Here is an 18,373-nt window from a genome sequence, read left to right as displayed (position 1 = left end):
AAGCGTTGAAGATGAGGCCCTGACGATGAAGATCGGATTGATCGGTACCGGCCGCATGGGAACGGCGCTGGGCGGGCGGCTGCTCGACGGTGGCCATTCGCTGCGGGTGTTCGACCTGGACCCGGCGTCGGTCGCGCCGCTGGTGGCAGGCGGGGCGACCCATGCGGCGACGCTCGAGGACACCTTCGACACCGATCTCGTGATAACGCTGGTTCCGGACGACAAGGCGGTCGAGGCGATCTGGCTAGACGGCAAGCGCATCCCGGGCCTGCCTCTGCAGACGGTTCATGCCTGCATGGCCTCGATCAGCTATGCGATGGGCGGCCGGCTGGCGGCCGCCCACGCCGAAGCCGGACGCCGCTACCTGTCGGTGCCGCTGTTCGGCCGCCCCCCGCTCGCGGCGCGCGGCGAACTCGACGTGATCGTCGCCGGGGATGCCGCAGCGATCGCCGATTGCCGACCGGCGCTGGAGACCATCGGCCGCCAGGTTTTCGAGGTCGGCTCGCGCCCGGAACAGGCCAACCTGGTGAAGATCGCCCGCAATTTCCTGGTCGCCAACGTGATCGAGGGGCTGGGCGAGGCGTTCGCGCTGTGCAGCAAGGGTGGGGTCGAGGCGGAGCGCTTCCTGCAGGTACTGGTCAACACGTCCCTCGACGCACCCGCCTACCGGTACTATGGCGGCTACCTGGTCGCACGGTCGCGCGAAACGCTGCTGCCGATGCGCCTGGGGCTCAAGGACATCGAACTCAGCATGCAGGCAGCCATGGAACTGGATACCGAGCTCCCGACGGCCGCGCTGATCCGCGGGCAGATGCTCGCCGCGATCGGCGACGGCTGGGGCGAACGCGACTGGGCCGCGCTGGCCGAGTGGATCGGCGAACGTGCCGCGCGGGTGCGCGATGAATGACGCGCCCGGGATGGACCCCGCCTCGGCGGAGGCGCTGGTCGAGAAGCTCGCGCAGGCGGTCGGCCGCGCGAACGTGCTTACCGACCCGGCCGACGTCGCGCCGGCGCTGAGCGACTGGCGCGGCTTCTACCACGGGCGCGCGCTGGCGCTGGTGCGTCCGGGCAGCACGGCAGAGGTCGCGGCGGTCGTGCGCGCCTGCGCCGAGACCGGCACCGCGGTAGTCGCGCAGGGTGGCAACACCGGCATGTGCGGCGGCGCGACCCCGACGATGGACGGTCGCACGATCGTGCTGTCGCTGTCGCGCATGAACCGCGTGCTCGCGCTCGATCCGCTGAACGACACGATCACCGTCGAGGCCGGTTGCGTGCTGGCCACGGTGCAGCAGGCCGCCACTGCCGCGGGCCGGCTGTTTCCGCTGTCGCTGGGCGCGGAGGGCAGCTGCCAGATCGGCGGTAACCTGGCGACCAATGCCGGCGGGGTGAACGTGCTGCGCTATGGCAACACGCGCGACCTCGCACTCGGGCTGGAAGTCGTGCTCGCCGATGGCAGCGTACTCGGCGGCCTGCGCGGGTTGCGCAAGGACAACACCGGCTACGACCTGAAGCAGCTGTTCATCGGCTCGGAAGGCACGCTCGGCGTGATCACCGGTGCGGTGCTCAAGCTGTTCCCGATGCCGCGCACCTCGGTCACCGCGTTCGCCGCCGTACCCGATCCTGCCGCCGCGATCGCGCTGCTCGGTCGCTTGCGCGAGCAGGTCGGCAACCGGGTCAGCGCATTCGAACTGATCTCGCGCTTCAGCATCGAATTGGTGCTCGCCCACATCCCCGGTACGCGCGATCCGCTGCCGACGGCCTCGCCGTGGTACGTGCTGACCAACGTCGACGATCCGCGCACCGAGTCCGACCTGCGGCCGGCGCTGGAGCAGGCGCTCGGAGATGCGGTCGAGGCCGGGCTGGTGAGCGATGCGGCGCTGGCCGAAAGCGATGCGCAGGCTCAGGCGCTGTGGCGCATCCGCGAGTCGATCCCCGATGCGTCGAAAGTCGAAGGCCTGCTCTACCGGCACGACATCTCGGTGCCGACCAGCGATATCCCGTCGTTCATCGACGAGGCGGGCGCGCGGCTCGAAGCGGCGTTTCCCGGCACCCGGGTCGTCTGCTTCGGGCATATCGGCGACGGCAACCTGCACTACAACTGCTACGTGCCGGGCCGGATGCGCGACGACCCGGTGGCGATCGCGGCGACCGATGTCAACGAAGTGGTGTTCCGGCTGGTGCACGAGCGTGCCGGGTCGATCAGCGCGGAACACGGCATCGGCCAGGCCAAGGTCGCGGAGTTGTCCCACTACAAGAGCGCCGTCGAGCTCGCGGTGATGCACCGGCTGAAGGCGGTGCTCGATCCGCAGGGCATCATGAACCCGGGCAAGGTGGTCTGAGCCGGATTCAGGCGGGTGCTGGAGGCTGCGGGTTCAGCCCGGCGCGGGGCGCTGCCGGCTGTAGGCCTTGCGGATCATCGCCGCGATCGCGCGGGCGGCGGCCGAGCGTTCGCTACCGCCGCACCACAGGATCGCGACGCTGCGGGTGAGCCTGGGCTTGAGGGGGATGCAGCGCAGCCGAGGGAAGATCGCCGCCATCCGGTGCGTCTGTATCGTCGCCAGGTTACTCCGCTGCACGGTCGCCAAAATGGTGTCGGTGGAGTCGATCTCGATGCGCACCCGCGGCTCGACGCCGGCCTCCGCGAACCACTGCGAGACCAGCAGCCGCGACGGGAACTGCCGCGTCAGCACGACGAGCGGCTGGTCGGCGAGTTGCCCGGCGGTGATCTCGCGCCGGCGCGCATAGCGGTGCGTGTCGGAGACGACAAGCGTCATCGCTTCCTCGAACAGCTTCTCGGATTCGATGCGAGAGGATTCCGGCGTCACGTAGGCGATGCCGAGGTCGAGGTCGCCGCGCACCAGGTGCGCTTCCATCTCGCGCGTGGGCAGCTGGCGCACGACCACGCGGATGTCCGGGTAGGCCTCGCTGAAAGCGCCGAGGATCGGCGGCAGCAGCGAACTGTTGAACGACTGGAACACGCCGATGCGCAGCGTGCCGCGCATCAGTCCCTGCAGCTCCGCCAGCGAGTTCTCGGCGGCGTCGATCTCGTTGAGCACGCGCTGCGCATGTTCGCGGAACACTTCGCCAGCCGCCGTGAGGCGGACATGCCGGCCGACGCGGTCGAGCAGCGCGCAGCCGACGCCGTCCTCGAGCTGGCGGATCTGCTGCGACAGCGTGGGCTGGGTGACGTTCAGCGCGACCGCCGCCCGCGTGAAGCTGAGCGACTCGGAGACCGCGAGGAAGTAGCGCAGGTGGCGGAGTTCCATGGGATGACGCATCGTTGCCCTTGGTGCAGCCAACGGAGGCTGTGGCATCATCATACGGCACATGAAGCACGGTACGTCCGGGTCGACAGGGGCGGCCGGCAAGCGAGGAGCAAGATGGAAGCATGCGATGCACCCTGTGCGCGGGCCGAACGGCTCCGTTGGCTGGCTGGCTTCACCGCCGGAACGGCGCTGGTGGTCGCCTTTGCCTGCAGCACGGCCTCCGCCCAGTCATGGCCCAACCGCCCGGTGCGCGCGATCGTGCCCGGTCCGCCGGGCGGCGGCACCGACATCCTCACCCGCGCCGTAGTGCAGAAGATGGCCGAGAACCTCGGCCAGCCGTTCGTGGTCGAAAACCGTGCCGGCGGCAGCGGCATCATCGGCGTCGAGCTCGCGATGCGTGCACCGCCGGACGGCTACACGGTGCTGATGGGCCACAGCGGCACGCATGCGATCAACCTGAGCCTGCGCAAGACGCTGTCCTACCATCCATTGCGCGACTTCACGGCGCTGATGCTGGTGGCAAGCGTGCCTAACGCGCTGGTGGTCCATCCGTCTTTCCCGGCGAAGTCGGTGAAGGCGATGGTCGCGCTGGCGCGCGCGAAGCCGGGGCAGGTCACCTATGCCTCGGCCGGCACCGGCTTCTCGCAGCACCTGGCGGGCGTGTTGTTCGCCGACCTCGGCGGCGTCGACATGCTGCACGTCCCGTACAAGGGCAGCACCCCCGGCATGACCGATGTCATCGGTGGCAACGTGATGAGCATGTTCCCCAACATAACCACCGCGATGCCGCACCTGAAGACCGGCCGGCTACGCGCGCTCGGCGTGACCTCGGCGAAACGCTCGGACGTGCTACCCGAGATTCCCGCCATCGCCGAGACCTTGTCCGGCTACGAGGCGCTTGCCTGGTTCGGCCTGTTCGGCCCGGCCGCGATGCCGGCGGACCTGGTGCGCCAGGTCAACGCAGAGATGGTGCGCGCGCTGGGCGATACGAAGGTGCGCGAGATGATCCGAAGCCAGGGCGGGGACATCGGCGGCGGATCGTCCGACCAGTTCCAGTCATTCGTGCAGGCCGAGATCGTGAAGTGGGCAAAGGTGATCAAGCGGGCCGGCGTGGAGCAGGAGTAATGCGCCCGATTTGACGTTGCGCGGCGGTGCCTTGTATCGTGGGCCGATCGTATCTGCAGCAGGTCCCGCCATGGTCCGCCGTCGTCGCAGCATCCGTTCCGCCGTCTTCATCGCGGCTGGCCTCGTGTCCACCGTCGCAGTCGTGCCTCATGCGTGGGCCCAGCCGGCCGACAAGTGGCCAGCGCGCGCGATCCGCATCCTGATCGGCTATGCGCCGGGCACCTCGATCGACATCAACGGTCGCTTCCTCGCGCAGCGCCTGTCGGAGGAATACGGCCAGCCGGTTCTGGTCGACAACCGTCCCGGTGCCACCGGGGCAATCGCCGCCGAGGCGGTGGCCAAGGCTGCGCCCGACGGCTACACGCTGCTCGCCGGACCGGGCTCGGGCATCGTCGCCACGCCCTGGCTGCAGAAGGTGCAGTTCGATCCGCTGCGCGACTTCGCACCGGTGGCGCTGATCGGCGAGTTCTCGTTCCTGATGGTCGCGCATCCCTCGCTGCCGGTGAAGACCGCGCGCGACGTGCTGGCCCTCGCGCGCAAGCGGCCGGGCGAGATCGCGTACGGTTCGAACGGCGTCGGCAGTGCGTTCCACCTCGCCGGTGTGCTGTTCGGCGCGATGGGTAACGTGGACATCCTGCACGTGCCCTACCGGGGCGGTGGCAATGCGGCGCTGGTCGACCTGACGGGCGGGCGCATCCACCTGATGTGGAACAGCCCGGTGTTCCTGCTGCCGCATGTGAAGGGTGGCCGCATGCGGGCGATCGCGGTCACCGGCCCGAGGCGGGTGCCGGCGATGCCTGACGTACCGACGATCGCCGAGTCGGGCCTGCCTGGCTACAGCATGACCGGTTGGCAGGGCGTGGTCGCGCCGGCCAACACGCCGCGCGAGGTGGTGACGCGCCTGAACGGCTCGATCGGCAAGGTGCTGGGATCGACCGAAGGCCGCGATGCCTGGACCGGGCAGGGGATGGAGCCGACCGTGCTGTCGCCGGAGCAGTTCGGCGCGATGATGCGCGCCGACTTCGAGGCCTATGGCAAGCTGATCAAGCGCATCGCGAAGGAGATCTGAGCGCAGCCGAGGGGCTCAGCCCGGTGGCATGCCCTCCAGCGTGCCGGGCTGGTTCGCCAGCCACCACGTGGCCAGTTCGCGGCAGGTCATGAAGCAGGTGCCTGGCCGCCCGGCCATGTAGCCGAGGAAGTCCTCGACCACGCGTGCCCGCGCCGCACGTCCCGAGCCGTAGTCGCCGCGCGGATGCAGGGTCAGCGTGACCAGCGTGCCCTCGGCATGCATCGCGTCGAACTCCTCCTTCCACGTCTTCAGCACGCGCACATGCGAGTGGCGCGGTTCGTAGAAGGTCGCGTCCTGCATGGGCTGGAACTGCGGTAGTTCGACGAGGCGCCGGCCGCCTTCGGCCTGCACGATGTAGGGCCAGTCGTCGTCTTCGAAGCTGGCATCGTAGAGATAGCCAAGACGGGCCAGGTGTCCGAGCGTCGCGGGCGAGAGCAGGCCACGCGGCGCGCGCCAGCCCACCGGCGCGCTGCCGGTGGCGGCGGTAAGGGCTTCATGCGCACGCTGCAGGGTTTCGAACTCGGCATCGCCCAGGCTGCCATGGTCCTCGAACGCGTAGCCGCGTGCCCCGACTTCGTGGCCGCCCTTCAGCACCGCGTCGAGCGCGGCGGGGTGGCGCTGCGCGTCGGTGGCAGGCACGAACACGGTCGCCTTCGTGCCGGTGTTCGCGAATGCATCGAGCAGGCGCGCGAGGCCGGCACGCATGCCGTAGCGGCCATAGGAGTAGCGGCCGTACAGGTTCTCTTCGCGCGTCTCGGTCAGGTCGACCGACTCGGCATCGAAGTTGACGGTGACCAGCACCACGCATTGCGCGTTGCCGGGCCAGCGCGGGCTGGCGAGCCGCGGCAGGGAACTAGTCGAAGCTGGCATGGTTTTCCCTCACCCAGTCGGCGAGGCCGCCGACACTGAAGAAGCGCACGCCTTCATGGCGCTTGATGTAGGTGATCAGTTGCTCGACGATGCGCGCGCGCGCCGGCGTGCCGGAACCCCAGCCGCTGCGTGCATGCACCATCAGCATGTAGTAGCCGTTCTCGTGGTACAGGGTGTCGAACTCCTGCTTCCAGTGTTCGAGCACTTCCGAAGGCGGCGTCATGCTGAAGCGGTAGAACGGGAAGTCGTCGAGGCTGTAGGCACTGCTCGGCAGCTCCGGCATGTCGTCCTGGCGCTGGCCGTCGATCTCGACCATGTACGGCAGGTCGTAGTCCTTGTCGCTGGAGTCGTAGCGGTAGCCGAGGCGGCGCAGCACGCGCATCGTGCGCGCGCTCTTGCGGCCAGACGGCGAGCGCCAGCCGGTCGGCGGCGTGCCCATCAGCCCGGTGAGGATGTTGTGGGTGCGTTCGAGCAATGCTTCTTCTTCGTCGCCCAGTTCCCAGCTCTCGTGCAGGTAGCCGTGCGAGCCGATCTCGAAGCCGCGGCGATGCGCCTCCTGCACCAGTTCCGGATAGCACTCGGCATCGAAGCCGGGCATGAAGAACGTGGTCGGCACGCCGTGGCGCTCGAACAGGTCCATGTAGCGTGGCATGCCGCAGCGGCCGGAGTAGCGGCCGACGGCGTTCGCGCCGAGCGGACGCAGCTTGCGCCCGGTCTCGTGCGACGGGCCGTCGAAGTCCACGGTCAGGCAGACGGCGCAGCGCACGCCGTCGGGCCAGCGGTAACGTCCCTTCATCTGTGCTCCCTTCAGTCGCTGCCGGGCAGGCCGACCGAGTGGTACTCGGACTGGCACGGCTGGCCTGCGGCGATATGTACCCGGTTGTTCTTGAGGTCGAACACCTGCGAGGATACCGTCATCGTCGGTTCGCTCCCCGGGTAGTCGTGCGGATGGCGGCAGATCGAGCGCGGGTGCCCGAAGTGGTCGCGCAGCGTGTCCTTCACGTCGTCGACGGTGATCGAACCGATCTTCGGCTCGAGCAGCTGGCGCGCACGGAAGTCGCGGTACAGGCTGTCGCCGGTGTAGAACTTCGCCACGCCGGTGGACTGCGCGACTACCGACTGGAAGTGGTTGGAATGGGTCAGCAGCCCGCGCTCGGGGTAGACCGGGAAGGCCTGCTTCGGGGAGAGCTCGAAGTCGATGGCCACGCCGCCGCGATGCGCGATCAGGTAGTTGCCGGAGGCGCCGCGCGGGGCGCGTACCAGCCGATCGATCGCCTCGTAGTAGTGCTGCGCATTGAGCACCTGCCGGCGCAGGATGGGGATCGGCACGCCGACATGGCCGCGGTCTTCGTTCGACACCAGCAGGTTGCCGCAGATCGCGATGCCTTCCTCGTTGAAGCCGTCGCGGCCGACCATGCCGGCCTCGACGATCAGGGTCAGCGCCGGCTTGCGTTGCTGGCGGATCTTCAGCACCACGATGCTGTCGACGCAGCCGTTGCGCCAGTCCCAGTTCTTGCCGACGATCACGCCGCCGTCGCGCGCGGCCTCGGGCAGCACGGCGATCGTCGTGCACTCGGTCGCCGGCTTCAGGCCCATCGCGCTGCCGTACAGCAGTTCGGTGCGGCAGTTCACCGCGACGATGTCCTCGAAGGCCTGCTTCGAGCCGGCGGCGATGCCCTCCAGTTCATGCAGGATGTCGAGGTCTATCTCGCGGATCGATTGCGCGAAGGTGCGTGCCCGGGCGCGGGTGTCGGCGAGCGAGAGCCCGGCCTGGCGCTCGAACGACGGCAGGTAGATGTCGAGCGTCTGCTGCACGCGCTCGGCGGCGAGTCGACCGTGCGCCTCGCCGCAGTCGTGCGCGCTGCCTTCGATCTCGTGGACGGGGAAGGGCGTGTACATCCGTTGCTCCAGTTCGATTCGGCCGCGCCGGGCCGGTCAGTGCCGCGCGCCAGTGATCGGCACGGTGCGGCGTTCGTCGATCGACTGCATGATCGCGCGGGTCACCTCGACCAGGGCCACGCCCGATTCGCCGTCGGGCAGGTCGGTACGGCGCCCGGCGAGCTCCGCCTCGAACGCATCGATCTCGAGGCGATAGGCCGAGGGTGCGGCGGTGAACGTCTCTTCGCGGTTGCCCTCTGGCGTGGCGATGGTGAGCACATGTCGGTCTGTCCAGCGCAGTGCCGAGGTGCTCGCCATGCCGCGCGTGCCCTGCAGCACGAAGTCGTTGCGCACCGTCGGCATCTCGCGCGTGGCGCGCACCACCGCCTGGCAGACGCTGCCCAGCATCGCCAGCACGGTCACCGTCTCGTCGGGCAGGCCGCTGCGCCGGTCGGGATGCGACAGCGCGGACACCTCGGTGTAGGGCAGGCCCGACACCCACTGCACCAGGTCGAGCAGGTGCACCGCCATGTCGAACAGTGCGCCGCCCTGGCGCACGTCGAGCCGCCATGGTGCGCGCGTACCGCCCATCGGGCCGTTACGCTCGAGCGAGATCGCGCGCAGTTCGCCCAGCTCGCCCGACTGCACCACCTCGCGCAGGCGGCGGATCACCGGCTCGAGCCGGATCTGGTGTGCGACACGCAGCACCACGCCGGCGTCGCGGCAGGCATCCGCCATCGCCGCGGCTTCGGCCAGGTCGATCGACAGCGGTTTCTCGCACAGCACGTGCTTGCCGTGACGGGCCGCGGCGAACACGGCCGCGCCGTGCAGTGCATTGGGCGTGCAGACGTAGATCGCATCGACCGAGGGATCTGCCGCGAGCGACTCCGGATCGTCGTGGATGCCGGACACCCCATGGCGTGCGGCAAACTCGCGCGTCTTCAGTGGCGAGCTGCCCAGGCAGGCGACCAGTTCCGAGCCGGGGCTCTGCGCGATCGCCGGCACCATCCACTGCTCGACCAGGCGACCAAGGCCCACCACGCCCCAGCGAACCTTGCGGGCGCCTGCTTCCAGACCTGCAGCCAAGTCAGTCCTCTCGTTCAACACCGGCTGGAGTATACATCCGCCCCCTGCAGCGCCCTGCAGTGGCCTCGGGGACGGCTGCTTGCAGGCCGGGCCGTCGACGTGCCTACTCGACCTTCACCCTGGCGCGTTTCGCGACCGGCCCCCAGGTCGCGAGGTCGCTGGCCACCACTTCGGCAAGCCGAGCGGGCCCGCCCGGCGTCAGCTCGAGCCCGAGCGCCGCGAAGCGCTCCCGCGTGTCGGCCAGCTGCAGCAGCTTCGCCGTTTCGTCGGCGAGCCGGTCGACGATGGCCTTCGGCGTGCCGAGCGGTGCCATCAGGCCGTACCAGTTGTTCGCCGCATACTGCTTGATGCCGGACTCGATGAAGGTCGGGACTTCCGGCAGGAAGGCCGAGCGCTTGTCCGAGGCGATCGCGACCACGCGCAGCCGGCGCTCCTTCAGCAGCGACGAGGCCGATGCATAGGAGTCGAACATCAGCTGGATGTGGCCTGCGGTGATATCCGCTTTTGCCGGCGCGCTGCCCTTGTAGGGCACATGGGTGAACTCGGCGCCGGTCAATCCCTGCAGCAGTTCGATCTCGAGGTGGGCGAGGGTGCCGCTGCCCTGAGATCCGAAGGACAGTTCGCGCGGGCGTGCCTTGGCCAGCGCGACCACGTCGCGCACCGTCTTTACCGGCAGCGACGGATGCGCGACCAGGATGTGCGGTGCGTTGGCGAGCAGGGCCACCGGCGCGAAGCTCTTCGCCAGGTCGTAGCCGGGCGAGGAGAACACGTTCACCGATACTGCATGGTTGGTCACCGACGCGAGCAGCAGGGTGTAGCCGTCGGCTGGCGACTTCGCAACGAAAGCGGGCCCGATGTTGGTGCCGGCGCCGGGACGGTTCTCGACCACCACCTGTTGCCCGATCGACTCGGTGAGCTTCCCGGCGACGACGCGTGCGACGATATCGGCCGCACCACCGGGAGGCAGCGGCACGACCAGGCGCACCGGTTTCGTCGGCCATGCCGGCGCGGGCTGCGCGCGGGCGCCGGTGACGGTCAGCGAAATGAAAGCATGGACGGTGGCGAGCGCCATGAACGCAACCCTGGACAGACGTGTGGCACCTCGGCTTGCGCGGGTAGCGGCAGGGCTGCAATGCACGATTTTTTCCTTCGACGGGAGGATGGGAACCAGCGGTGGACGAGCACAACGCATGCCGGGTGTATCAGTTTGCACTCAGGCCGAGCCGCCGGATCACCTTCGCCCAGCGCGCGATTTCGTCGCGCACGATCGCGATCGCCTGTTCGGTGCTGCTGCCCACGATCTCCGAGCCTTCGGCCGCCAGCCGCTCGCGCACGTCGGGTGTGTTCAGCGCGCGGATCAGTTCGTGGTGCACCCGCGCGACGATCTCCCGCGGCGTGGCGCCGGGGACCATCGCGAAATGCTGGCCGGTGGTGATGTAGTCGGGATACCCGGACTCCGCGACCGTCGGGATCTCGGGAGCGCCTGGCGAGCGCTTCGCGCTGGTCACCGCGAGCGCGCGCAGCTTGCCGCTGCGCACGAACGGGATGCCGGCGGTCATGTTCACCAAGATCACCCCGACCTGGCCACCCATCACCTCGTTGAGCGCCGCCCCGGCACCCTTGTAGGCGATGTGCTCCATCTTCACGCCGACGCGCTCCAGGAACAGTTCCATCGCCAGGTGCGGCCCGGTGCCCGATCCGCCGGACGCATAGTCGAGTCCCTTCGGCTGCTTCTTCGCCAGCGCGACCAGCTGCTGCACGTTCTTCGCCGGTACCGACGGATGCGAGGCGAGCAGCAGTGGTGCGTCGGCCAGCACCGAAACCGGGATCAGATCCTTGTACGAGTCGTACGGCAGCTGCGGGTACAGCGTCGCGTTGATCACGTAGTTGTTCATGCCCATGACCAGGATCGTGTGGCCGTCGGGTGCTGCGCGCGCGGTCAGCATGGTGCCCAGCGTGCCACCGGCGCCCGGCCGATTGTCGATCACCACGCCCTGCTTCAGGTGCTCGGACAGCCGGTTGCCGAGTGCCCGGGCGAGGAAGTCGCTTGGCCCGACCGGGCCCGAAGGCACGATCAGGCGCAGCGGCTTCGTCGGCCAGGCCACCGCCGGGCCCTGCGCCTGCGCCAGCGCAGGCAGCAGTAGGAGCCACGGCAGCGCGGCGACTGCGGGCAGGTCGATCGCCTGCCTTCGATCCCTCTTCATCGACGTACCTCCTCCGGATGCGCCGTACCGCGGTGCTACAGCTTTCCGCCGTACAGCTTCATCGCATTGCCGCTGCAGATCAGCTCGCGGTCGGCGGTCGACAGCCGCTTCACCGCCTTCAGCCGCTCCAGCGGATTCTCTTCCCCCATGTCGAACGGCGCATCGGTCCCGAGCACCACCCGGTCGGCGCCGACGCGTTCGATGAGGTAGCGCAGAGCCGCCTCATCGTGGACCAGCGCGTCGTACCAGAACCGCCGCAGCATCTTCTCGGGAGAAGTGCGGGTGTCCTGCTTCGTGTCCTTGCGCACCTTGTGCCCATGGACGAAGCGCCCGATCTGGTAGGGGATGTAGCCGCCGCCGTGGGCGAGCACGATCTTCAGCGTCTTCAGGTCGTCGAGTGCGCCGCTGAACATGAGGTTGCCCACCATGATCGTGCTATGCAGCGGATTGCCGATCAGGTTACGCAGGTGGTAGTTCTCGGTGCCGCACTCCGGCGTCGACGAATACGGGTGCGCGAAGATGAACACCTTGAGGTCCTGCGCCCGCTTCAGCACCGGACGGAAGCGCGGCTCGGACAACTGTTCGTGCTCGACTGAGGTGCCCAGTTCGACCGAGCGGAAGCCGTGGTCGCGCACGATGCGCTCGAGCTCGGCGATCGCGGCATCGGGATGCTGCATCGGCAGCGTGCCCATGCCGCGCAGCCGATCCGGGTGCGCCGCCACCATGTTCGCGATGCCGTCGTTGGTGATGCGCGCGGCCTCGGCTGCCGCATCGACGCCGAGCCAGTACATCATCACGATCGGCGCCGGCGAGATGAACGAGACGTCGAGTCCCTTGCGGTCCATGCCGGCGACCTTCACGGCAGGATCCGAGAACTCCGGATAGACCGGGAATGCATGGCCACCCTCGCGCACGATCTTCTGGCTGCCGTCACGCGATTCGATCTTCATCTGGAAGCGCGACGGGTCGCGCTCGATCGCCTGCAGCAGTTCCGCAGGGACGACATGGCTGTGCACGTCGATCCTTCGTCCGCCGGCCCGGGTCTTGCGCGCGGCCGATGCCAGCGCGGTGGAACGCCTGGCCACGGTCTTCTTCGCCGCGGTCTTCGCCGTCTTCTTCACTGCCTTCTTCGCTACCGCCATCTCGCCTGCTCCCCTGGTTCGTTTCAATCGGCCCGGATGCCGGTCGCGCGGACCAGCTGCCCGATGCGTTCCACGTCTGCGCGCACCAGTGCCGCGAAGGCCGCCGGCGACAGCACATAGGGATCGAGCCCCAGCACGCCAAAGCGTTCCTTCGCCTCGCCGCCGGTGACCACCTTCGCGATGTCCGCGGCCACCCGGTCGATGATCGCGGCCGGCGTGCGCGCCGGCATGAAGGCTCCCCACCAGCTGTCGAACACATACCCCTTCACGCCGGCCTCGTCCAGCGTCGGCAGATCGGGCGCCTGCGGCGTTCGGCTGGTCGAGGTCACCGCATAGCCGCGTAGCTTGCCGTTGCGCAGGTTCGGCACGCCGACGGGAGTGCTTGCGAACACCAGGTGAATCTGCCCGCCGATCAGGTCGTTGATTGCCTGGCCACTGCCCTTGTAGGCGACATGCAGTACGTCGACCTTCGCCAGCAGCTTGAACATCTCGCAGCCGAGGTGTGCCGGCGTGCCGACGCCACCGGAGCCGCAGGTCAGCGCCCCGGGCTTGCGCCGTGCCAGTGCCAGCAGTTCCTTCACCGTCTTCGCCGGCACGCTGGGATGCCCGACCAGCATCGTCGGCGCACTGGCCACCGGCGTGATCGCGGCCAGGTCGCGCACCGGGTCGTAGCCGACGTCGGCATACAGGTGGACGTTGGTCGCGATCGGACCGATGCCGGCTAGCAGCAGCGTATATCCGTCGGCAGGGGCCTTGGCCACCATCGCGGTGCCGATGCTGCCGCCCGCCCCGGCGCGGTTCTCGGTGATCACCTGTTGCCCCAGCGCCTCGCCGAGGCCGTGGGCGACGACTCGGGCCACCAGGTCGGACGACCCGCCTGGAGGGAAGGGCGCGACGAGGCGCACCGGCTTTATCGGCCAGGCCTGTGCACCGGCCGGCACAGGGACCGCTGCCAGTGCCGCTGCCAGCAGTGGCAGGACCAGCCCGATGCGTCGCAGGTGGGTCGTCATCAGTCCACCCGCATGCCGGTTTCTTTCACCAGCTTCGCCCATTTGGCCACCTCCGCACGCACCTGTTCGCCGAACTGTTCCGGCGTGTTCGGTGCGGCAGGCTCGTAGCCCGCCCCGACCAGCTTCGCCTGGAACTGCGGCTGCTTCAGCGCGGCCAGCGCTTCGGCATTGAGCTTCGCGACGATTGCCCGGGGCGTGGCCACCGGCGCCATCAGGCCGTTCCAGCCGATCACCTCGAAACCCGGCAGTCCGGTCTCGTTCAGCGTCGGAATGTCGGGCGCCAGCCGCGAACGCTCCCTGCTACTCACCGCCAGCCCACGCAGCTTGCCGGACAGCACCTGCGGCATCGCGACCGAGGCGATGCCGAACACCGCCTGAACCTGGCCCCCCACGGTGTCCATGATGGCCGGTCCTGCCGACTTGTACGGGATGTGAACCATGTCGACCTTCGCCATCGACTTGAACAGCTCGCCAGCCAGGTGAGGCGGGGTGCCGTTGCCCGAGGAGGCATAGTTGATCTGGCCTGGCCGCTTGCGCGCGAGCGCGATCAGCTCCGCGGTGGAGCGTACTGGCAGCGATGGATGCACCATCAGCACGAACGGCGACGAGGCTGCGAACACGACCGGTGCGAAGTCGCGCAGCAGGTCGGTACTGCCCGGCTGCAAGACGGCGTTGATGGTGTAGGCTGCACTCGACAGCAGCATGCTGTAGCCGTCCGGCGGGGCCTTGGCGACGATCTCGGCCGCGATCACGCCACCGCCTCCGGGGCGCGGGTCGATCAGCGTCGGCTGTCCCCAGGCCTCGGTGTAGTGCTGTCCGAGCATGCGGCCGACGATGTCCGGGCCGGGTCCGACCACGATCCGAAGCGGCTTCTGCGGGAACTCCTGCGCGAACGCCTGCGGTGTAGATGCCGCGGCGCATGCTGCGCCGGCCAGTGCGGCCGCCGCGAGCAGACCTCCCGCCCGAGCGGAACGTCTCGACGCCTGCTTGTTCCCATGCATGGTTGCCTCCTCCTGGATGGCTGCCTGGCCTCGCGCCTGTCTCTGTGTGAAAACCGGTGGCGGTCGCATCGGCCGATGCGTTGGTATTGCCCTTCAGAACCGCTGGTAGCCCTTTCGTCCGATATCGCGTGCGGTGAACAGCTCGCCGCCGAGCGTGCTCACGTACAGGGTGTCGAGGGCCGGCCCGCCGAACTGGCAGCGTGCGGGCAGGTCGCCGGGCAGCGGATGCGACTCGAGGATCGTGCCCGACGGCGAGAACACCATCACATGCGGGCCAGGGCCGCTGCGCCGTGATCCGCAGACGGCCACGATGTTGCCGTCGCTGTCCAGGCACATGCCCTCGATGCCGCGCTGTTCGCCGCGATGGTCGGCGCCGAAGCTGTGCATCACCACCGGCGTGCCGGCATGGCCATGCGCGTCGAGCGGGTAGGCACGCAGCTCGCGCGGTCCCTTGCGGCCGACTTCGCCTTCGCCGACGTACAGTGTCTTCTCGTCCGGCGACAGCAGCACGGCGCGCGGCGCGAGCGTGTCTTCGGTGACGCGGTCGAGGTGCCAGTGCGCGCGCTCGTCGCGGCCCAGACGCAGCACCGATGCATGGTGCAGCGGCGGGAAGATCTGCGGACCGAACGACAGTACATGGCTGTACGGATCCGAGAACCACACCCGGCCGCCGCGATCGACGCACAGATCGCACGGGAAGTTGTGCACCTTGCCGTCGATCCGGGTGGCGGTCGGGTTCGCCGTGCCGCGCGGCTGGAACTGGATCATCCGGCGGCCGCCTTCCTGGCAGCCGTAGAGCACGCCGGGCTCGGTCGAGAACGCGATGCCGTTGACCCGATTGGCATGCCTGCGCACTTCGGTGAAGGTTCCGGTGGCCGGATCGTGGCGGAAGATGAAGCCCGCCTCGGTCGCGCTCACCAGCATGCCGCTGCCATCCCAGGCGAGGCCACCCAGGGCCCCGCCGAACTGTCCCTTGAGCGGTCCGGGGACCGGCTCGAACTTCCATGCCATCCTGATTCTCCTTCGAAGGGCTGAGCCTGCTACCAGACCGCGATGCCGGGGATCTTCACCTGCGTGCGCCACACCTCGGTGAAGGTGGTCATGTACAGCGTGCGCCAGTCGTCGCCGCCCCAGCAGAAATTGGTGCAGTGGTGGCCGGGCACGAAGATGCGGCCGAGCAGCTTTCCGGACGGGTCGATCACGTGCACGCCGCCCGGGCCGGTGCACCAGACATTGCCTTCGGTGTCGCACTTCATGCCGTCGGCGACGCCGCCTTCGGTGCCGGTCATGTCGTGGAAGCGGCGTCCGTTCGACAGGCTGCCGTCCGGGTTCACGTCGAACACGCGGATGTAGGCCTGCCGGGTGTCGTTCACGTACAGCAGCTTTTCGTCGGGGGAGAACGCCAGCCCGTTCGGATAGCTGACCTCGTCGGTGGCGAGGATGGCCGGGCCACCCGCCTTGCCGACGCGGTACACGCCCTGGAAGTCGAGGTAGCGCTGCACGTCCTCGGCCACCATGCCGGGGATCACCAGCCCGCCGGCCGAGTCGGTCCAGTAGACCTGCCCGTCCGAGCGCACCACGATGTCGTTCGGCGTGTTCAGCTTCTTCCCGTCATAGTGGGACGCGAGCGTGGTGAAGGTACCGTCTTTCTCGAAGCGCCAGACGCTGCGCGAACACCAGCCCGCGACATTGAGCCGGCCTTCATGGTCGAAGGTCATGCCGTTCGCATGCTGGGACGGGCGCAGCACGACCTCCTGGCCGACGCCCGGCTGCCACTTCCAGATCGTGTTGCCGATGATGTCGACCCAGAACAGCTGTTTCGTGCGGCGGTCCCATACGGGGCCTTCGCCGAAGTACAGCCCGTGCGCGATCCGGTCGAATGAGGCCGCCGGGTCGACCAGGCGTTCGAAGCCTGCCGCGGCGGTATCGATTTCCAGTGCCATGACCTTCCTTTCTGTCTGCTGCTGCATTCGCTCGATCGGTGCTGCGTGGCGGTTACGCTCAGTGGCCTCCGCCACCGGCGGTGCCGGTCCACGCCTTCGGTGCCATCGCCCGGTGGTCGGTGACCACGTCGATCACGACCGGGCGTCCCGCGGACAGTGCCTTCGCGAATGCACCGTGCAGTTCGTCCGGACGCTCGACCCGGATGCCGAGGCAGCCCATCTGTTCGGCGATGGCCGCGAAGTTCACGTCGCGGAAGCCCCACAGGTCGCGCGACCCTTCGGTCGGCTTCTTCGCGTAGGCGTCGTCGATCAGCGGAATCTCCTGGTTGAGCGAGCTGTTGTTGTTCACCACCATGATGAAGTTGATCCCGTAGCGCGCTGCGGTCTCGAGCTCGGCCATGTGGTAATAGAAGCCGCCGTCGCCAGCGAAGGCGATCACCGGGGTTTCGGGCAGTGCACACTTGACGCCGATCGCGCCGGGCAGCGCCCAGCCGAGCGAGCCCGCGCAGCGGATCATCCGCTGGCCCGGCTTCGTGAACTCGACCAGTGCGCCGGTCCAGATGCCGGAGTGACCGGTGTCGGAGACCAGCACGCCGCCGGCCGGCAGCGCCGCCTCGATCTCGCGGCACAGGCGTTCCGGCCGCATCGGCACGGCATCCGAATCCATCAGCGACTGCAGGCTGGCGCGCCATTCGTCGATCAACGTCTTGACCTGCCCAAGCCAGGCGGCGCGCGAGGCGGGCGCCTTCGAACCGGTCGAGGCATCGAGCAGCTGGCGCAGCACGGTGCGTGCGTCGCCGACCAGCGCTACCTCGGTCGGGTAGTTGCGGCCCATCTCGGCCGGATTGATGTCCAGGTGGATGATGCGGGTACCGGGCTTCGGCACCTTCCACCCGGTGGTGACCTGGCCGCCGGTCTTGCTGCCGATGAACAGCACGACGTCGGCGCCAGCCACCGCCTGGTTGGCACAGGCGCGGGAGTAGGCCCCGCAGACGCCGACCGCGAGGGGATGGGTCTCGACGATCGTGCCCTTCGCGTTGAGCGAGGTCGCGACCGGGATCGACAGCCGCTCGGCCAGCTCGACCACTTCGGCCTGTGCGCCGGACCAGGCCACGCCACCACCGGCCACGATCACCGGCCGTTCTGCCGATGCCAGCGCGGCCAGCGCCGCCTGCACCGCGGCCGGATCGGCGGCTGGCCTGAACGGCGGCACCGACGTCCAGCGCAGGTCCAGCGTGTCCGGGAAGTCGGTCTCGGCCAGAGTGAGCTCGGCATGGTGGCCGCGGATCTCCAGGTGCACGGGGCCCGGCGCGCCGGTGACCGCTTCGCGCATCGCCGTCTGCATCAGGTCGGCCAGCCGGGTGATGTCGTCGACGCGCGCGTTGAACTTCGTGGTCGGGTCGAACTGGCTGAAGTGTTCGAGGTCCTGGTAGGCATGCCGATACCGGGTGGCGGTGATCGGGCCGCCGGTCACCGCGAACACCGGTGATCCGGCGAGGTATGCGTCGCGCAGGCCGGCGGCGAGGTTCGAGCCGCCGATGTGCTGCGCGAAGCAGACGCCGGGGCGCCCGGAGGCCCGCGCATAGCCGTCGGCCATGTAGGCGGTGGATTTCTCGCCATGGGCGACCACGCGCGTGATGCCGAACGGCTCCATCTCGGCGCAGGCCTTGAGCAGTATGGCCGGCACCAGGAACACGTGCGTCACGCCATAGTCGTTGATCGTCTGCGCGATGAAGCGTGCGCCGGTCTGTCTGGCCATCGTGTGTCTCCTTGTATGCA

At 68.7% G+C, this 18,373-nt stretch carries 17 protein-coding genes; 4 read left to right on the top strand and 13 right to left on the bottom strand.

Annotated features, from left to right (window positions below; genetic code table 11):
• Window positions 1–25 precede the first annotated feature (25 nt).
• Window positions 26–907 (top strand): NAD(P)-dependent oxidoreductase, encoded by an 882-nt coding sequence (locus tag ING98_00700; GenBank protein MCA3100372.1) that lies wholly within the window; start codon window positions 26–28, stop codon window positions 905–907.
• Window positions 908–917: 10 nt separating this feature from the next.
• Complete coding sequence (locus tag ING98_00695; protein ID MCA3100371.1) at window positions 918–2,339, top strand: FAD-binding oxidoreductase; 1,422 nt, start codon at window positions 918–920, stop codon at window positions 2,337–2,339.
• 33 nt (window positions 2,340–2,372) lie between these two features.
• Here the strand turns inward: ING98_00695 and cynR are convergent, their stop codons facing one another.
• Window positions 2,373–3,266, bottom strand: coding sequence for a transcriptional regulator CynR (cynR, locus tag ING98_00690; protein MCA3100370.1), 894 nt, complete (start codon window positions 3,264–3,266; stop codon window positions 2,373–2,375).
• Between the two features lie 114 nt (window positions 3,267–3,380).
• Here cynR and ING98_00685 point away from each other — a divergent pair, with 114 nt between their 5' ends.
• Both ING98_00685 and ING98_00680 read left to right on the top strand, forming a co-directional pair.
• Window positions 3,381–4,391: a tripartite tricarboxylate transporter substrate binding protein gene (locus tag ING98_00685; GenBank protein MCA3100369.1), complete on the top strand. Its 1,011-nt coding sequence runs from the start codon at window positions 3,381–3,383 to the stop codon at window positions 4,389–4,391.
• Window positions 4,392–4,461: 70 nt separating this feature from the next.
• On the top strand, window positions 4,462–5,460 hold the full coding sequence (locus tag ING98_00680) for a tripartite tricarboxylate transporter substrate binding protein (protein ID MCA3100368.1): 999 nt from the start codon (window positions 4,462–4,464) through the stop codon (window positions 5,458–5,460).
• A 15-nt stretch (window positions 5,461–5,475) separates the two neighbouring features.
• Here the strand turns inward: ING98_00680 and ING98_00675 are convergent, their stop codons facing one another.
• The 12 genes from ING98_00675 to ING98_00620 all read right to left on the bottom strand — a co-directional run bounded on the left by ING98_00675 (window position 5,476) and on the right by ING98_00620 (window position 18,353).
• Window positions 5,476–6,330 (bottom strand): polysaccharide deacetylase family protein, encoded by an 855-nt coding sequence (locus ING98_00675; GenBank protein MCA3100367.1) that lies wholly within the window; start codon window positions 6,328–6,330, stop codon window positions 5,476–5,478.
• Complete coding sequence (locus ING98_00670) at window positions 6,314–7,126, bottom strand: polysaccharide deacetylase family protein (GenBank protein ID MCA3100366.1); 813 nt, start codon at window positions 7,124–7,126, stop codon at window positions 6,314–6,316. The genes ING98_00675 and ING98_00670 overlap by 17 nt, the downstream gene beginning before the upstream one ends.
• An 11-nt stretch (window positions 7,127–7,137) precedes the next feature.
• Complete coding sequence (locus tag ING98_00665; GenBank protein ID MCA3100365.1) at window positions 7,138–8,229, bottom strand: hypothetical protein; 1,092 nt, start codon at window positions 8,227–8,229, stop codon at window positions 7,138–7,140.
• A gap of 36 nt (window positions 8,230–8,265) precedes the next feature.
• The gene (locus ING98_00660) at window positions 8,266–9,294 is read right to left on the bottom strand and encodes a Gfo/Idh/MocA family oxidoreductase (protein ID MCA3100364.1); all 1,029 of its coding nucleotides are present in this window, start codon (window positions 9,292–9,294) and stop codon (window positions 8,266–8,268) included.
• Between the two features lie 103 nt (window positions 9,295–9,397).
• A complete protein-coding gene (locus ING98_00655; protein MCA3100363.1) occupies window positions 9,398–10,366 on the bottom strand; it encodes a tripartite tricarboxylate transporter substrate binding protein in 969 nt (322 codons plus the stop codon).
• A 130-nt stretch (window positions 10,367–10,496) separates the two neighbouring features.
• Window positions 10,497–11,498 (bottom strand): tripartite tricarboxylate transporter substrate binding protein, encoded by a 1,002-nt coding sequence (locus tag ING98_00650; GenBank protein ID MCA3100362.1) that lies wholly within the window; start codon window positions 11,496–11,498, stop codon window positions 10,497–10,499.
• Between the two features lie 35 nt (window positions 11,499–11,533).
• Window positions 11,534–12,640, bottom strand: a complete 1,107-nt coding sequence (locus tag ING98_00645) for an amidohydrolase (GenBank protein MCA3100361.1) — start codon at window positions 12,638–12,640, stop codon at window positions 11,534–11,536.
• A 23-nt stretch (window positions 12,641–12,663) separates the two neighbouring features.
• A complete protein-coding gene (locus ING98_00640) occupies window positions 12,664–13,650 on the bottom strand; it encodes a tripartite tricarboxylate transporter substrate binding protein (protein ID MCA3100360.1) in 987 nt (328 codons plus the stop codon).
• Window positions 13,650–14,651: a tripartite tricarboxylate transporter substrate binding protein gene (locus ING98_00635; GenBank protein ID MCA3100359.1), complete on the bottom strand. Its 1,002-nt coding sequence runs from the start codon at window positions 14,649–14,651 to the stop codon at window positions 13,650–13,652. The genes ING98_00640 and ING98_00635 overlap by 1 nt, the downstream gene beginning before the upstream one ends.
• A gap of 93 nt (window positions 14,652–14,744) precedes the next feature.
• A complete protein-coding gene (locus tag ING98_00630; GenBank protein MCA3100358.1) occupies window positions 14,745–15,662 on the bottom strand; it encodes an SMP-30/gluconolactonase/LRE family protein in 918 nt (305 codons plus the stop codon).
• Window positions 15,663–15,691: 29 nt separating this feature from the next.
• Window positions 15,692–16,594 (bottom strand): SMP-30/gluconolactonase/LRE family protein, encoded by a 903-nt coding sequence (locus tag ING98_00625; protein ID MCA3100357.1) that lies wholly within the window; start codon window positions 16,592–16,594, stop codon window positions 15,692–15,694.
• 58 nt (window positions 16,595–16,652) lie between these two features.
• Window positions 16,653–18,353, bottom strand: coding sequence for a thiamine pyrophosphate-binding protein (locus tag ING98_00620; protein MCA3100356.1), 1,701 nt, complete (start codon window positions 18,351–18,353; stop codon window positions 16,653–16,655).
• Window positions 18,354–18,373: the final 20 nt, after the last annotated feature.

It is taken from the genome of Rhodocyclaceae bacterium (genome assembly GCA_020248265.1).
Lineage (GTDB): Bacteria > Pseudomonadota > Gammaproteobacteria > Burkholderiales > CAIKXV01 > CAIKXV01.
Note: the sequence above shows the minus strand (reverse complement) of the source record. Positions and strands in the feature narration are given on the sequence as shown.

What these genes read in the sequence shown, in the direction of transcription:
- ING98_00700 (MCA3100372.1), top strand. Translation starts at nt 26, where the DNA reads ATGAAGATCGGATTGATCGGTACCGGCCGCATGGGAACGGCGCTGGGC.
- ING98_00695 (MCA3100371.1), top strand. Translation starts at nt 918, where the DNA reads ATGGACCCCGCCTCGGCGGAGGCGCTGGTCGAGAAGCTCGCGCAGGCG.
- cynR (MCA3100370.1), bottom strand. Translation starts at nt 3,266, where the DNA reads ATGGAACTCCGCCACCTGCGCTACTTCCTCGCGGTCTCCGAGTCGCTC.
- ING98_00685 (MCA3100369.1), top strand. Translation starts at nt 3,381, where the DNA reads ATGGAAGCATGCGATGCACCCTGTGCGCGGGCCGAACGGCTCCGTTGG.
- ING98_00680 (MCA3100368.1), top strand. Translation starts at nt 4,462, where the DNA reads ATGGTCCGCCGTCGTCGCAGCATCCGTTCCGCCGTCTTCATCGCGGCT.
- ING98_00675 (MCA3100367.1), bottom strand. Translation starts at nt 6,330, where the DNA reads ATGCCAGCTTCGACTAGTTCCCTGCCGCGGCTCGCCAGCCCGCGCTGG.
- ING98_00670 (MCA3100366.1), bottom strand. Translation starts at nt 7,126, where the DNA reads ATGAAGGGACGTTACCGCTGGCCCGACGGCGTGCGCTGCGCCGTCTGC.
- ING98_00665 (MCA3100365.1), bottom strand. Translation starts at nt 8,229, where the DNA reads ATGTACACGCCCTTCCCCGTCCACGAGATCGAAGGCAGCGCGCACGAC.
- ING98_00655 (MCA3100363.1), bottom strand. Translation starts at nt 10,366, where the DNA reads ATGGCGCTCGCCACCGTCCATGCTTTCATTTCGCTGACCGTCACCGGC.
- ING98_00650 (MCA3100362.1), bottom strand. Translation starts at nt 11,498, where the DNA reads ATGAAGAGGGATCGAAGGCAGGCGATCGACCTGCCCGCAGTCGCCGCG.
- ING98_00645 (MCA3100361.1), bottom strand. Translation starts at nt 12,640, where the DNA reads ATGGCGGTAGCGAAGAAGGCAGTGAAGAAGACGGCGAAGACCGCGGCG.
- ING98_00640 (MCA3100360.1), bottom strand. Translation starts at nt 13,650, where the DNA reads ATGACGACCCACCTGCGACGCATCGGGCTGGTCCTGCCACTGCTGGCA.
- ING98_00635 (MCA3100359.1), bottom strand. Translation starts at nt 14,651, where the DNA reads ATGCATGGGAACAAGCAGGCGTCGAGACGTTCCGCTCGGGCGGGAGGT.
- ING98_00630 (MCA3100358.1), bottom strand. Translation starts at nt 15,662, where the DNA reads ATGGCATGGAAGTTCGAGCCGGTCCCCGGACCGCTCAAGGGACAGTTC.
- ING98_00625 (MCA3100357.1), bottom strand. Translation starts at nt 16,594, where the DNA reads ATGGCACTGGAAATCGATACCGCCGCGGCAGGCTTCGAACGCCTGGTC.
- ING98_00620 (MCA3100356.1), bottom strand. Translation starts at nt 18,353, where the DNA reads ATGGCCAGACAGACCGGCGCACGCTTCATCGCGCAGACGATCAACGAC.